Here is a 12,865-nt window from a genome sequence, read left to right as displayed (position 1 = left end):
CAGACATGATCATTATTACGGATAACATCTGATGAAGGAAGAACCCCTTCTTCTGTTATCTGATTTATAGAAACTTATTAACCAAGTAGTCTTGATTGACTACATCATTATTATACTAGTGGAGGTAACGAAATGAGAAAGATGACATCAGAAGAAATCAGAATTGCAGGACGTGCTGCACATGATGCATATTATGAGGACGGATATGCTGCCGGAAAGAAATATGCTGATCAGTTGCAGGGAGAAATGATTCGTCGTGGAAATACTTCCAGTGATGACATTTATGAATTTGAACATTCTACAACATATTCATGGGAGAGATAAGCAATAGCTTAATATGCCAAAGTGAAATATTGTTATGGAATGGCTTATAACAGTGAAACTTGAACTTTCTTTGCTTAACGCCTGGAGTGGATTACATTAATCGTGCTGATGTGGAGAAAGTAATAATAGAAAGATATTGTCGGGCAGTTGCTGGATATCAATTAACTACGGTGACTGCCTGACCTTTGAAAATAAGGAAGATGAAATATGAGTGATATAGATAAGAAAAAACAAATAGAGCATCTTTTTAAGGGATATAGAACTATGAATAGACGTATGCAGAGAGAATTAAGCAGTCTGGGAATAGATGTGGCAAAAAGAAGAAAGCACTGGATATTAAAGGTAAATGAAAAAGTTTTTTCATGTCCATCTTCTGGTAGCGACTGGAGAGGTGGATTGAATCTGGCTCATGAGATCATGCATAGTTTATAGTGTAGGATGCGTTTTACTCAAAGCAATCAAAATTGGATGAGGAATTATGTTATGGATAAAAATATGAAATCAATTTCAGTGTCTGTTTGGTTTGATGAAAATGGTAAAATAAAGCCTTCTCGTTGGCATTTGGGGGGCAAAATACTGGATTTATTGATACTTAGAAATGAAGAGAAAGATGAGATTATCCGTTATACTTGTAGATGCGATGACGATGATGAATGGGAATATTTTGTAGCAACTCTTATTTTTGATAAACATGAATTAAAATGGTATGTGGAGGAATGAGTATATGGAAAAAATTATATGGATCCATAATAGCGGACATGGAGGAATAAACAGTATGCCAGAAGTTAATAAACTATTACAGGAAGGGTGGAGAGTAAAGCTATTATCATCCTGCGCTGCGGGGGATTATGCTTCTGATTCTCATGTATATATTGTTTTAGAAAAAGGAAGATAGTATGGTCAGAAAAGTGGTAAAAATGGGAATGTGCCATTTGCTTGGCGATTATTTTTTTCAAAGCGAATACATAGCGGATACAAAGGGAAAAAATTGGTATCATTTGTTTATACATTGTGTTTTGTATAGCTTTCCGTTTGTATATTTTTATGGATATAAAAAGCAAATGATGTATATTTTTATTTCACATTTTATTATTGACTCGCTTAAGGCCAGATACAATAAAATTACTTATGGACAGGATCAGTGTTTGCATTACATAGTTCTGGTTTTAATAGAATTGATTGATCCTCTTTGAAAATATTCTGCAAGAGAAAGGAACGTTTAAAAATGTTTAAGATACTTGGAATCAAAATAAGTTTGCATGATATTGTTGTGTGCTTATTACTTACAGTGATTTTGTTTGAGGGGATATTTGTTTATATTATGTGGGAAAATAAAAATTATTGGAAGAACCAATATTTTTATGAACTACATGAGAAGTATGATATAGAAATTAAGCAGGTATAAGTGAAAAGCCTGGTGTTCATTACTGTGTAAGGATGAATGCTGGGCTTTTTGGATAAAATGTATCAGGGGATGACAAAAACGTATATAGTGTGCTAAAATAAAAGAACATATATTCGGATGGAAGGCGGTGCATAGCATTGACAAAAGCAGAGAAGATAAGAAAGATTCAGAGAATACTGGAATTGAAGGATTCCCGTGAAGATCTGTATGCGGATCTGCTGAAGACAATGGGAGATTTGAAAACAAATTATGGGGATTATATGATTACGGAGCCGATTGACTGTAATGAGGAACTGAAACGAATTTCGGGTGCGGATTATGAGCTTTGTACAGCATTATTGACAATGCTGCTGAGAGAGGATCATTTTTCCAATGGTTCTTTTGAACGGAGATTTGCTGAGGGGCAGGTGCTTCCAGTTCTGGTGCGGATGAAGGATGTTTTGATTGCAGGAGCGTGATTCTATGAAAGTCGGAGATACTGCATATATTGTGGAATCAAACAGGTATGTGAGAGAAGTGGAGATCCGCAGGTGTTACGGCGGGATGTTCCTGGTCCGTTTTACAGATACGGGCGGCGGAATACAGGTGAAGGCTCACAGGCTGTTTGCAACGAGGGAAGAGGCAGAAAAGAGTATTGAGAAGGCACCAGAGACAAAGAAGGTGCGTGGGAATCCGTATGACCGATGGTATTGATTCAGTGATAAAGAGAATAGGTGCATCAGGAAAAGCCTGTTGCTGTTTGCAGAGAAATCTGCAGATGGCAGCAGGTTTATTTTTTTTGTCCGGAAAGTCAAAAAATCAGAGACTAGGACTCCTTGGAACAGTAGGAGGTGGTTTCTGGTTATGGGAAAAATTGAACTGATCGACACCGGCAGACTGACAGAGAAACAGGCTAGGTTAAACATGGAAAAATGTGCAGAGTTTCTGGCAAGGATGATCCAGAAGTACGGGGATGTGGTTCTGGGGGAGATTGAGGAGAGAAATGCACAGCTGCAGGGGAAGTGATCGAGTGTGCCGGTGGTCTTTTGGGGCTGCCGGTCTTTTTGTGCTATGGAAACCGCATAGGGGAAGGTGGATTTTGGGGCAGTTTTTTGGTCGTTCTGCGAGTTGCCGCAGATTGGTGATTCCGATATATTTTATGTACGGCAACCGTATGACGATGGGCAACCGAAATGAGGTGAAGATTTGAGAAAGAAATGTTACATATATACCCGTGTTTCTACAGCGGCTCAGACAGAGGGATACAGTCTGGAGGCACAGACAGAGCGGCTTCGGAAGTATGCGGACTATAAAGAAATGGAAGTGGTCAGGGAATACTGTGATGCAGGCAGATCCGGAATGAGCATCAAGGGCAGACCGGCTTTTATGGAAATGATGGATGACATTTCCTGTGAGAAAGATGAGATCTCCTGTGTTCTGGTGTTTAAGTTATCCCGCTTTGGAAGGAATGCGGCAGATATTTTGAAGTCTGTGCAGCTGTTGATGGACTTTGATGTGGATCTGGTTTGTGTTGAGGATGCCATTGATAGTTCCACACAGGGCGGAAGGCTGACACTTGCTATCCTGTCTGCTGTGGCAGAAATGGAACATGAGAACATTACTGTACAGTTTATGGCGGCGAGGATGCAGAAGCTGATGAGCGGCGGATGGCCTGGCGGAGGCGTGCCGTATGGATATGTGAGTGCGAATAAGGAACTGGTGGTGGTTCCGGAAGCTGCAGATCTTGTGAGGCTGATTTATCAGAAGTATCTGGAGCCGGACATGAAGCTGAATACGGTTGTCGGCTGGCTGAATGAGAATGGCTATAAGCGTGTTGTGAAGGGAGAGGATAAAGTTATTACTTCGGATTTTGTTTCTTCGGTGCTTGGAAATCCTGTTTATTATGGAATGATCGTATATAACAGACGGACAAATTCTGAGGAGATTAAGAGAAATCCAAAAGAGATTATTTCCGTCAGGGGGAAGCATGAGGCAATTATTCCGGAAGATATCTGGATGCAGGTGCAGGAGAAGCGGAAGATGCTGCGAAAACAGAACAAGAAGGTGGATGATCCGGGGCGGATCAGTCTTCTGGCAGGTCTTGTGAAGTGTCCGGTGTGCGGGACAGGGCTGATTATGAAAAAGAGTAAGCGGAAGAACAGCAATCATGGCGGCTATTATAAAATTGTTTATTCTTATGGATGCCGGAATTACCGTAAGAGTGCAGGGCGTGTCTGCAGCTGCAGGCGGACGTATAATCAGGACAAACTGGACAGGGCTGTGATGGAAATTGTGGGAAAGGTGACAGAGACTCGGGAGTTCCGTCAGGCGGTTATGAATACGGTTGGAGACAGAAGTTCATTGGATGCCTGTGAAGCGGATCTTAAAAGGACCAGAAAAGAACTGCACAGCCAGGAGCATCTGAAATATAAGCTGGGGATGGAACTGGACAATCTGGATATTCTTGCAGAAGATTATGACGATGAATACGAGGCTGTTCAGTTGAAAATTGATGAGGCTTATGACAGGATTGAGGTTCTGGAGGAAAGGATCCGGAAGCTGAAAAAGCGGATGGAGGCTTTGAAGAAAGGCGTTCGTTCTTCTGATAATATACAGAAGATTCTTGATAACTTTGATCTGCTGTTTGAGAGAATGAACTGCGAGGAACGCAGGGAGCTGTGCAGGCAGTTCATTGAAAGGATTGATGTCTTCCAGGATGAGAGGGAAGACGGCAGGATTCTGAAAAGGATTGTGTTTCGTTTTCCGGTTTATTATGAGGATGAAGGGAAAAGGGCAGAGAATGATGAACCGGATGAAGTGGTGACATTTGAAGTGGACTGTACGGAGCATCGGGTGACTGTTTCTGAGGCAAAAGCAACTTATGCGGAGATCAGGGCATATGTAAAAGAAAAGTATGGAATGAATGTTTCTTCCTTATATATTGCGCAGGTAAAACGGAAGTATGGTCTGGATGTGGGAAAGGCTTATAATAAGCCGGCTAAAAATAAGAATCATGTGCCGGTCTGTCCGGTGGAAAAGGAAGTGGTGATTCTGGATGCTTTGAAGCATTTCCGGATGCTGGATGAGGATATGGAGTACAGGAAGGAGAGTGCAGTGTGAAAAAGAAATGTTATATTTATATCCGTGTTTCTACGGCAATGCAGGTGGACGGCTACAGTCTGGAGGCACAGAAAGAAAGGCTGATGAAGTTTGCAGAGTTCCAGGAAATGGAAGTGGTCAGGGAATACTGTGATGCTGGTAAATCCGGAAAGAGTATTACGGGCAGGCCGGAGTTTCAGAGGATGCTGCAGGATGTGTCCGAGGAACGTGACGGGGTGGCATTTATTCTGGTGTTTAAGCTGTCACGTTTTGGAAGGAATGCGGCGGATGTTTTAAACTCCCTGCAGTTTATCCAGGATTATGGCGTGAATCTGATCTGTGTGGAAGACGGGATTGATTCCTCTAAGGATTCCGGCAAGCTGACCATCACGGTACTGTCGGCAGTGGCTGAGATTGAAAGGGAGAATATTCTGGTTCAGACAATGGAGGGAAGAAAGCAGAAGGCCAGAGAGGGAAAATGGAATGGCGGACAGGCTCCTTTCGGATATGATCTGGATTCAAAGAACAGCACACTGGTGGTGAATGAGGAAGAAGCGGAGATTGTGCGGATTATTTATGACAAGTTTGTGCATACGGATATGGGGGCAGATGCTATCTGTAATTATCTGAACCAGAGAGGTTATACGAAGAAAAAGGTACGAGGGCATGAACTGAATTATTTTGCCAGAGGGCTGATCATGAAGATTCTGGATAATCCGGTTTATACAGGGAAGATTGCTTACGGAAAGAATGTTACGGAGAAGGTGAAGGGAACGAGGGATGAATACCGGCGTGTGAAGACTGATGATTACCTGCTGGCAGATGGACTGCATGAGGCGATTGTGGATGAAGAAACGTGGGAGGCGGCGAGAGAGAAAAGGAAGAGGACGGGGGTTAGGTTTGTTAAAACTCATAGTCTGGAGCATGAACATATTTTAACTGGATTGATCAGATGTCCTCTTTGCGGTGGTGGAATGAGTGGAACTGTTCAGCGACGGCAGAATAAGAAAACTGGGGAATACAAGGATACATTTTATTACAGATGCCATCACAGAAAAAAAGTCGATGGAAAGATTTGTGATTATAAGCCGATGCTGAACCAGAAAGTGTTTAATGCAGAAGTAGAGGAATTTATCCGGTATATGGTTGCGGGGGATGAGTTCCGGAGTTTTATGCAGGAGAAACTGGAAGAGAAGGTGGATGTTTCTGCTTTGGAAACTGAGAGGGAGCAGCTGCAAAAACAGCTGAAACAGGTACAAGGGTCGAAACTGAAACTGATACAGATGCTGGATCGCCTGGATACTGGGGATAAGCATTATACGAGAAAATACCAGGATATGCAGGACAGGTTGGATAACCTGTATGATAAGGTGGCAGAGTTTGAGGAGGCGATGAAAGATATTGATGCTAAGATTGGGGCATCTTACGGGAAAGGAATTACGGGTAAAAAACTGTATGAATTTCTTCTGGATTTTGATATACTGTATGATAAAATGACAGATATTGAGAAGAAAGAATTTATGAATACATTTATTGAGAAGATTGAATTGAAGAATGAAACTGTTAATAATGGGACAGGTCAGGGTTCGCGCATTGAACATATTGATCTTGCGTTTCCAGTGTATTATGGAGATTGTAAAGGGACAAGAATTCGTATGCCCGAAGAAAACACAGTCGAGACTGTGGTGTTGCTACAAAGGAAGAATATGTAGAAATCCTTGAATTTACGCACTTTGTGGAGTTTTTCAGTTTCAAAAGAATAGGCGAAAATCACAAAGAAAAGAGCCTTGTGAAGAAAGTAACCGTTGTTGTTGCATTAGACCTCGGTACGGGGAACACAAAGAATTCTGAATATGAAAATGAATAGAGAGCTATCAAATAATTGATAGATTATAGGGATACTTGTTAAAAGCGGGTGTCCCTATTTTTTATAGGGCATTCCAGAAATGGGGTGTCTTTTTTATTAAAATTTAGGAGGAAAACAGAAATGACAAACACAGCGTTAAGAGCAGAGAATAGCAATTCTCGTACAATTACTTTCAAGAGCAAGGAACACGAAAAATTTTATATGGAATATCTGAAAAAATGCAGATATCAGGATGTTTATCATCAGGCTCTGGTTTATTGCCTGGGTATCGACAGAGACACAAGAGAAAATGTGAATAAAATCTATAATTTTAAAACTGGATGTGTAAAAACGGAATCCCTGCAGGAAGGTTGGCAGACCAGTGGAAGTTTACGGATCGTCCGCATGGCATTTAATCTTTACTGCAATGGGACACCAAGTGTCGGAGATTATGAAGCAGAGGAAGATCAGTTAAAAGAGTGTCAGTATTATACCGTAGAAGATCTGTTTTGCTGCGGATATGCCCGGTATTTTTGGGAAGCCATTAAAATCCGTTATCCAGAGTATTGTTTTTACAAAGACTGGGAGGATATGTATGCTGAAAATTAGATTACAGGGTACTTTAAAGGATATTCAATGGTTCCGTCGTATTTTGGAAAAGCATAAAGAATTGGATGTTCTGGAAGTATCGGATGCGTATACGAACAAAGGAACAAGCAAATATTTTCGTGTTTATGTTGAAGTAGAAGAAAAAGAGTAAATCGGAGGAAAGTATATGTGTAAAGTAATTGCTATTGCAAATCAGAAAGGCGGAGTAGCCAAAACAACGACAACAATCAATCTGGGAGCCGGACTGGTGAAGTCAGGGAAAAAAGTAGTCCTGGTAGATGCTGATCCACAGGGGCACTTGACAATGGGATTGGGATTCCCTAAAAATCTCAAGGTAACATTAAAAAGCATGATGGAGAACATTATCATGGGACTGGAATTTGATCCGAAAGAAGCAATTCTGCACCATGAGGAAGGTGTTGACCTAATTCCGTCCAATAAATTGCTTGCCGGAATGGATATGTCTTTATTTACAGTAGAGGACAGAGAAAAGGTGCTGAAAGAGTATCTGGAACTGCTGAAGGATGAGTATGATTATATTCTGATTGACTGTATGCCATCCCTGGGAATGCTGACGCTCAATGCTTTGAGTGCAGCGGACAGTGTTCTGATTCCAGTGCAGCCACAATATTATGCGGCAGATGGACTCATGGAATTACTGAAAGTAGTTAAGGGAATCCATCAGAGGTTCAATCCGGATTTACAGATAGAAGGCATTTTATTCACAATGGATAATTGCCGTTACAATAATGCAAAGAGAAACAAACAGGTAATCAAAACTACATACGGAAGTGACATTAGGATTTTTGAGCAGACGATTCCGAGAACAGAAAGCCTTGCAGAAACAGCATCGGAGGGTGTAAGTATCTTTGCCTATGATGGAAAAAGCAAGGGGGCAGACAGCTATCTGGAACTGGTTCAGGAGGTGTTGAAACATGCGTAGACCGAAAAAAGATATTCAGCTTACCTCTTATGATGAATTACTGGGATTAGAGGAAACACCGGAAAAGAGTATGAACCAGGTTGTGGAAATAGATCTGGCAAAGCTCTATCCCTTTAAAAATCATCCGTTCCATGTAAATGATGATGAAAAAATGGATGAAACCGTAGAGAGTATTAAAACATACGGTGTTTTGACTCCTGCACTGGTAAGACCTCGACCAGAGGGTGGATATGAGATGATTTCCGGGCATAGAAGAAAAAGAGGCTGTGAACTGTGTGGAAAAACTACATTGCCAGCTCTTGTCCGAAATTATACGGATGATGAAGCGGTCATTATTATGGTAGATTCCAACATTCAGCGTGAAAATCTACTGCCAAGTGAGAAAGCTCATGCCTATAAGATGAAATACGATGCAATGAAGCATCAGGGAAGCAAGGGTGAGAAATATACAGCAGATATGGTTGGTGAAGCTGCAGGGGACAGTGGAAGAACTGTGCAGAGGTATATCCGTCTGGCGGCATTATCCGATGCTCTGTTGGAATATGTGGACAATAATAAAATTCCTATGATTGTGGGAGAAAAGCTGTCTTATCTGAAACCAGAGGAGCAGGAGTGGCTTCTGGAAGTGATTGCCAACAGCAGTATCTTTCCGACAAAGCAACAGGCAGAACAGCTAAAAGAATGCAGTGCAAATGGAAAATTAAACCAGAGTTATATCTATGCTGTTTTATTAAAAAAGGAAAGCAGTAAGATCAATGTGACGCTTCCGGCAAAGAAAATCGGCAATTATTTTCCGGAGACATATTCTAAAGAACAGATAGAAGAAGTCATTTTTATGCTTTTGGATAAATGGAAAGAAAACAAAGAAGGAGTAGCAGATGCAGAAGATACAGTTTGATTATTTTACAGGGATGGAAGCGGAACAATACAGCTTCTATCGTGTCCCTAAAGTGCTGTTTACAGAACCATGCTTTAAAACTCTTTCTTGCGAAGCAAAGATATTATACGGTCTGATGCTGGACCGTATGAGCCTGAGCATTAAAAATAGATGGCTGGATTCAGAGGACAGAGTATACATTATCTTCACTGTGGAAGAAATTGCAGAGCTGATGAACTGCGGAACCCAAAAAGCAGTGAAACTGGTAAAAGAGCTGGACAGCAGTAATGGAATCGGGCTGATCGAGAAGAAACGCCTGGGACTGGGAAAACCGAATGTTATTTATGTGAAAAATTTTATGATCAGAGAGGTTCCAGATCAAAAGCCGACAGGTAATTGTGCAGATTTGCAATCGAAACAGGAAAGATATGAGGAATGTGCAGATTTGCAACAAGAAGCAGAAAACAAGGGGAAAACAGGCATTTCTCTGAATTGTGAAAATCATCATTCAGGAGTAGTGAAAACCACAATTCAGGATTATGGGGAATCACAATTCCAGAATAGTGAAAATCACAATTCAAGAATGGTGGAAACCACAAATCCAGAATTTCCAGAATCACAATTCCAAAATAGTGAAAATCATCATTCTAGAATAGTGGAAATCACAAATCCAGAATACCCGAAATCACAATCTAATAATACTGATATTAACAAGACTGATATTAGTGAAACTGAGATAAATCAATCTTATCCAATCATATCAGGTAATCCCCAAAAGAAAAAAGATGTGATGGAGAAGATGAGAGCATATCGTGAGGTGATTCATGAAAACATAGATTATCAATATCATGCCAAGGAAGATGTAGATGAACTGGTGGAGTTGATGATCGAAGTTATGATGATGCCGGAGGACAGTATGATTCGCATTGCGGGAGTAGAAAAACCAGTTGCTTTGGTAAAAACCAGGTTTATGAAATTGAACTATTCGCATATCGAATATGTGCTGTCCTGTCTGAATCGGAATACGACCAAGATTGGGAATATTAAAGCGTATCTTCTGACCGCCCTGTATAATGCTCCGGCAACGATAAACAGTTATTATCAGGCAGAAGTTAATCACGATATGTATGGAGGATAAAGGAACATGAAGAAGATGATTAAAAAAGTGATAGCACCAGTGCTGGTGATTACAGTATTGTTTGCAGTATTAAGACCGTTTTGTATCCAGGATGGGAAGTGCAATTATTTCTTGCTGTTACTTCTGATGGGGATACCGTTTGGAATCGGAAAAATGTGTGTCTGGATGGTTCCAAAAGGTTTTGACCTCGGAGGAACGCTGGCAGTCTGGACAATGAATCTTCTGATCGGAGGATTGATCGGAAGCATCGTTCTTCTGGCAATGATTGGACAGGCGATCATTTATCTCTGCGTTTTTCTGATTACAGTTCTTACAGGGATACATAAAATACCGAGAATAAAATGAAATAGATTTTTTGAAAAGCAGCTAAGACAAAAATTAGCTGCTTTTTTTCGGGGAACTTTGCGACACAATGGCGTAAAGTTGGGACAAATTGCAGGAAAGGAGACACCGTATTGAGCAATCGTGCAATTTCCACAGAACTTATTGAATTGGGAGAACGGATCAGAAAACGGAGACAGGAAATGAAGTTGTCACAGGAATCTTTTGCGGAAAAAGCCGGTATCAGTGTCAATACGGTCAGCAGGATTGAAGGTGGGCAAACGGCAATGTCTGTTGAGATTTTCAGGAAGATGATTGAGATATTGGAAACGGATGCTAATGTCCTGTTGGGGAAAGAGGGAGGCGGTATAGAGAAGCAGGAATCAGTTCAGGAAGTTCTTTACCGTATTCAGAAGATGGAATGGAAAGAGCAGAAAATTATCATGCAGACCATAGATTCTCTGATAGACAGTTTTAATGAATACAGGTGAAATTTCACCATATATGGTGTGCAAAATAAAAAAACTCCCTATATATGCTAAGGATAATAGAATCTTGTGTTGTTAAAATGGAAAACAGAGAGATAAAGAAGGGAGATAGGATTGATGACCAGAGAAGAAAATTTGCTTTATCGGAGACAGTGCCCCTATGATGCAATGGGAGATTATTCTGTTTTGATGGAAAATGAAAAGAACATAAAAGCAGAAAGAAATGCCAAGAAGTCTGATCCTGGTATCAGACGGAAAATAAAGTAGAGAATATTGTAACTATTAGAAAGGGCAGTAAAGAAGTTTCAGGCTCTCGTTTAAAAAAAACGGGTGTACCGGAAGCTGTTTTTTACTGCCCTTTTTGTCAGTTGAACAGTAAGAATCCTATCCTTTCTGCCGATGGGCACCTGTTGCCAGCAGGCAGAAAGGTGGTAATTATGCTTACATTGCAGGAATTGAAACAGGTTGTAGGTAACAGGGAAGAAAGAAGAAAGGTTCCGTCCGCCAGGTATTTAAGAGAAAACGATGTGGCAGTTGTAAAGCAGAGACTGATAGATGGTGCGGAAATTATTGCGTATCGGACAGGATATGTTTTCTATTGCGTGGGTGATTATGGAACGGTTTTTCCTTTATTTACCTGTCGAGATTATGTATATGAAGCAGGAAGAAAAATAACAGTTGTTAAGGAAGATTTTTTTGATAATCAGCCCTGGTATGTGCGGTTGATATTAGAAGGGGAAGATCGGCTGTGCAGGAACAGGGAGGTACGAGAACATAATAATTGCATTTCATATAGCCATATTTCAGAAGGCTGGTGTGAATTGGTGGATAAAAGGCAGAATGTACTTGAAAAACTGATCATAGAAGAAGCTATTGGAGAATTCATGGATGTGCTGACTGACCGGCAGAGACAGGTGATCCATCAAATTTATTTTCAGCAGCGTACACAAAGAGAAGTGTCACGGGTGTTTGGAATTACAGAACCGGCAGTATCAAAATGTATTTCACAGGCAAAGCAGAAAATGAGAAGAAATACAGGCAGACTGATCGGAGTGCTTCAGAAGGGAGAATAAAAGATGCGTGGTAAAAAACCAAAGGAAAGACAACGGTATGTGCTGCGTGTAAATGAAACTCTCATAGAAGTTACCAGAGACGTATATCTGGCATGGTACCAGTCAAGAAGAAAAGAAAGATACCAGCTTGAAAAAATGCAGAAAAATGGTGTGTGCGGAATAGAAAAAGTAGGGGAAACGAGTTACAACAGTTATTTGCATATATTATCACCAGAAGAAATAGTCATCAGGGTGTCAGAAATACAAGAGCTGCAGGAAGCACTGAAATATTTGTCTGAAGAAGAAATGGAATTGATAAGATTACTATTTTTTGAAGAGTACACAGTTAAAAAAACAGCACAGTATTTCGGGTGTTGTACAAAGACAATCAGGAACAGGAAAAACAAAGTATTGCAGAAACTAAAAGACAGGCTGGAAACTTTGTAAGTTTTTGCTGTTTCAAAAAATTTTCTAAAAAAATTTCAAACAGGTTAATTTTTGCCCTTTCACACATGCAGTTAGTGGAGGGGCAAATGTCTATTTTATTCAAAATAATTAATTCCCTCTAAAAGTGAACCTTGACAATTTCATATCAGCAGCAAGAGGATACCTGAATTTCCCAGCTACGCATCTGGCGGCGGGCATTCGGTGATAACGTGAAGGGCAATGGATGAGAGGCACCCTTGGCAGGAATGATTACGAATTACCTCTTGTGGCTTAATAGCTCAATCCTGCTTTTATTTAAAAGTCAATCCAAGACACAAGGGAGGTGGTTCCTATGATT

Annotated in this window: 20 protein-coding genes; all 20 read left to right on the top strand. The window is 40.6% G+C overall.

Annotated elements, in window-relative coordinates:
• Window positions 1-132 precede the first annotated feature (132 nt).
• The 20 genes from KQI39_RS15770 (at window position 133) to KQI39_RS15675 (ending at window position 12,528) form a co-directional block, all read left to right on the top strand.
• Complete coding sequence (locus KQI39_RS15770) at window positions 133-324, top strand: hypothetical protein (protein WP_216419503.1); 192 nt, start codon at window positions 133-135, stop codon at window positions 322-324.
• Between the two features lie 207 nt (window positions 325-531).
• Complete coding sequence (locus KQI39_RS15765; protein ID WP_216419501.1) at window positions 532-756, top strand: hypothetical protein; 225 nt, start codon at window positions 532-534, stop codon at window positions 754-756.
• Between the two features lie 51 nt (window positions 757-807).
• Entirely contained in the window at window positions 808-1,044 is a 237-nt protein-coding gene (locus tag KQI39_RS15760; RefSeq protein WP_216419499.1) for a hypothetical protein, read from the top strand.
• A gap of 4 nt (window positions 1,045-1,048) precedes the next feature.
• Entirely contained in the window at window positions 1,049-1,219 is a 171-nt protein-coding gene (locus KQI39_RS15755) for a hypothetical protein (protein ID WP_216419511.1), read from the top strand.
• Between the two features lies 1 nt (window position 1,220).
• Window positions 1,221-1,517, top strand: a complete 297-nt coding sequence (locus tag KQI39_RS17970) for a DUF3307 domain-containing protein (RefSeq protein ID WP_216419497.1) — start codon at window positions 1,221-1,223, stop codon at window positions 1,515-1,517.
• Window positions 1,518-1,866: 349 nt separating this feature from the next.
• Window positions 1,867-2,187, top strand: coding sequence for a DUF6508 domain-containing protein (locus KQI39_RS15745; RefSeq protein ID WP_216419495.1), 321 nt, complete (start codon window positions 1,867-1,869; stop codon window positions 2,185-2,187).
• 4 nt (window positions 2,188-2,191) lie between these two features.
• Window positions 2,192-2,422, top strand: a complete 231-nt coding sequence (locus KQI39_RS15740; protein ID WP_216419493.1) for a hypothetical protein — start codon at window positions 2,192-2,194, stop codon at window positions 2,420-2,422.
• Window positions 2,423-2,572: 150 nt separating this feature from the next.
• Window positions 2,573-2,734 (top strand): hypothetical protein, encoded by a 162-nt coding sequence (locus tag KQI39_RS15735; protein ID WP_158565318.1) that lies wholly within the window; start codon window positions 2,573-2,575, stop codon window positions 2,732-2,734.
• Between the two features lie 180 nt (window positions 2,735-2,914).
• Complete coding sequence (locus KQI39_RS15730; RefSeq protein ID WP_216419491.1) at window positions 2,915-4,828, top strand: recombinase family protein; 1,914 nt, start codon at window positions 2,915-2,917, stop codon at window positions 4,826-4,828.
• Complete coding sequence (locus KQI39_RS15725) at window positions 4,825-6,519, top strand: recombinase family protein (RefSeq protein WP_330654089.1); 1,695 nt, start codon at window positions 4,825-4,827, stop codon at window positions 6,517-6,519. Before KQI39_RS15730 ends, KQI39_RS15725 begins: the two co-directional genes overlap by 4 nt.
• Window positions 6,520-6,794: 275 nt before the next feature.
• A complete protein-coding gene (locus KQI39_RS15720; protein WP_002594293.1) occupies window positions 6,795-7,262 on the top strand; it encodes a DUF6075 family protein in 468 nt (155 codons plus the stop codon).
• Entirely contained in the window at window positions 7,249-7,413 is a 165-nt protein-coding gene (locus KQI39_RS15715; protein WP_182465586.1) for a hypothetical protein, read from the top strand. Before KQI39_RS15720 ends, KQI39_RS15715 begins: the two co-directional genes overlap by 14 nt.
• Before the next feature lie 15 nt (window positions 7,414-7,428).
• Window positions 7,429-8,205: a ParA family protein gene (locus KQI39_RS15710; protein ID WP_128867643.1), complete on the top strand. Its 777-nt coding sequence runs from the start codon at window positions 7,429-7,431 to the stop codon at window positions 8,203-8,205.
• Window positions 8,198-9,103 carry a ParB/RepB/Spo0J family partition protein gene (locus KQI39_RS15705; RefSeq protein WP_128867644.1) on the top strand — a complete coding sequence of 302 codons (906 nt, stop codon included), beginning with the start codon at window positions 8,198-8,200 and terminating at the stop codon, window positions 9,101-9,103. The genes KQI39_RS15710 and KQI39_RS15705 overlap by 8 nt, the downstream gene beginning before the upstream one ends.
• A complete protein-coding gene (locus KQI39_RS15700; protein WP_216419489.1) occupies window positions 9,084-10,220 on the top strand; it encodes a DUF6017 domain-containing protein in 1,137 nt (378 codons plus the stop codon). Before KQI39_RS15705 ends, KQI39_RS15700 begins: the two co-directional genes overlap by 20 nt.
• Window positions 10,221-10,226: 6 nt before the next feature.
• A complete protein-coding gene (locus KQI39_RS15695) occupies window positions 10,227-10,565 on the top strand; it encodes a DUF6050 family protein (RefSeq protein WP_118040676.1) in 339 nt (112 codons plus the stop codon).
• A 110-nt stretch (window positions 10,566-10,675) separates the two neighbouring features.
• Window positions 10,676-11,032 (top strand): helix-turn-helix domain-containing protein, encoded by a 357-nt coding sequence (locus KQI39_RS15690; RefSeq protein WP_128867645.1) that lies wholly within the window; start codon window positions 10,676-10,678, stop codon window positions 11,030-11,032.
• Between the two features lie 114 nt (window positions 11,033-11,146).
• Window positions 11,147-11,296 (top strand): hypothetical protein, encoded by a 150-nt coding sequence (locus KQI39_RS15685; RefSeq protein WP_015543441.1) that lies wholly within the window; start codon window positions 11,147-11,149, stop codon window positions 11,294-11,296.
• A gap of 170 nt (window positions 11,297-11,466) precedes the next feature.
• The gene (locus KQI39_RS15680; RefSeq protein ID WP_216419487.1) at window positions 11,467-12,102 is read left to right on the top strand and encodes a sigma-70 family RNA polymerase sigma factor; all 636 of its coding nucleotides are present in this window, start codon (window positions 11,467-11,469) and stop codon (window positions 12,100-12,102) included.
• Window positions 12,103-12,105: 3 nt separating this feature from the next.
• On the top strand, window positions 12,106-12,528 hold the full coding sequence (locus tag KQI39_RS15675) for an RNA polymerase sigma factor (RefSeq protein WP_096241080.1): 423 nt from the start codon (window positions 12,106-12,108) through the stop codon (window positions 12,526-12,528).
• Window positions 12,529-12,865: the final 337 nt, after the last annotated feature.

Origin of the sequence: Blautia sp. MSJ-36 (genome assembly GCF_018917985.1) — a bacterium.
In the GTDB taxonomy this organism is placed as follows: Bacteria; Bacillota; Clostridia; order Lachnospirales; family Lachnospiraceae; genus Blautia_A.
Note: the sequence above shows the minus strand (reverse complement) of the source record. Positions and strands in the feature narration are given on the sequence as shown.

What these genes read in the sequence shown, in the direction of transcription:
- KQI39_RS15735 (WP_158565318.1), top strand. Translation starts at nt 2,573, where the DNA reads ATGGGAAAAATTGAACTGATCGACACCGGCAGACTGACAGAGAAACAG.
- KQI39_RS15685 (WP_015543441.1), top strand. Translation starts at nt 11,147, where the DNA reads ATGACCAGAGAAGAAAATTTGCTTTATCGGAGACAGTGCCCCTATGAT.
- KQI39_RS17970 (WP_216419497.1), top strand. Translation starts at nt 1,221, where the DNA reads ATGGTCAGAAAAGTGGTAAAAATGGGAATGTGCCATTTGCTTGGCGAT.
- KQI39_RS15770 (WP_216419503.1), top strand. Translation starts at nt 133, where the DNA reads ATGAGAAAGATGACATCAGAAGAAATCAGAATTGCAGGACGTGCTGCA.
- KQI39_RS15710 (WP_128867643.1), top strand. Translation starts at nt 7,429, where the DNA reads ATGTGTAAAGTAATTGCTATTGCAAATCAGAAAGGCGGAGTAGCCAAA.
- KQI39_RS15700 (WP_216419489.1), top strand. Translation starts at nt 9,084, where the DNA reads ATGCAGAAGATACAGTTTGATTATTTTACAGGGATGGAAGCGGAACAA.
- KQI39_RS15695 (WP_118040676.1), top strand. Translation starts at nt 10,227, where the DNA reads ATGAAGAAGATGATTAAAAAAGTGATAGCACCAGTGCTGGTGATTACA.
- KQI39_RS15760 (WP_216419499.1), top strand. Translation starts at nt 808, where the DNA reads ATGGATAAAAATATGAAATCAATTTCAGTGTCTGTTTGGTTTGATGAA.
- KQI39_RS15755 (WP_216419511.1), top strand. Translation starts at nt 1,049, where the DNA reads ATGGAAAAAATTATATGGATCCATAATAGCGGACATGGAGGAATAAAC.
- KQI39_RS15715 (WP_182465586.1), top strand. Translation starts at nt 7,249, where the DNA reads ATGCTGAAAATTAGATTACAGGGTACTTTAAAGGATATTCAATGGTTC.
- KQI39_RS15740 (WP_216419493.1), top strand. Translation starts at nt 2,192, where the DNA reads ATGAAAGTCGGAGATACTGCATATATTGTGGAATCAAACAGGTATGTG.
- KQI39_RS15705 (WP_128867644.1), top strand. Translation starts at nt 8,198, where the DNA reads ATGCGTAGACCGAAAAAAGATATTCAGCTTACCTCTTATGATGAATTA.
- KQI39_RS15720 (WP_002594293.1), top strand. Translation starts at nt 6,795, where the DNA reads ATGACAAACACAGCGTTAAGAGCAGAGAATAGCAATTCTCGTACAATT.
- KQI39_RS15765 (WP_216419501.1), top strand. Translation starts at nt 532, where the DNA reads ATGAGTGATATAGATAAGAAAAAACAAATAGAGCATCTTTTTAAGGGA.
- KQI39_RS15675 (WP_096241080.1), top strand. Translation starts at nt 12,106, where the DNA reads ATGCGTGGTAAAAAACCAAAGGAAAGACAACGGTATGTGCTGCGTGTA.
- KQI39_RS15680 (WP_216419487.1), top strand. Translation starts at nt 11,467, where the DNA reads ATGCTTACATTGCAGGAATTGAAACAGGTTGTAGGTAACAGGGAAGAA.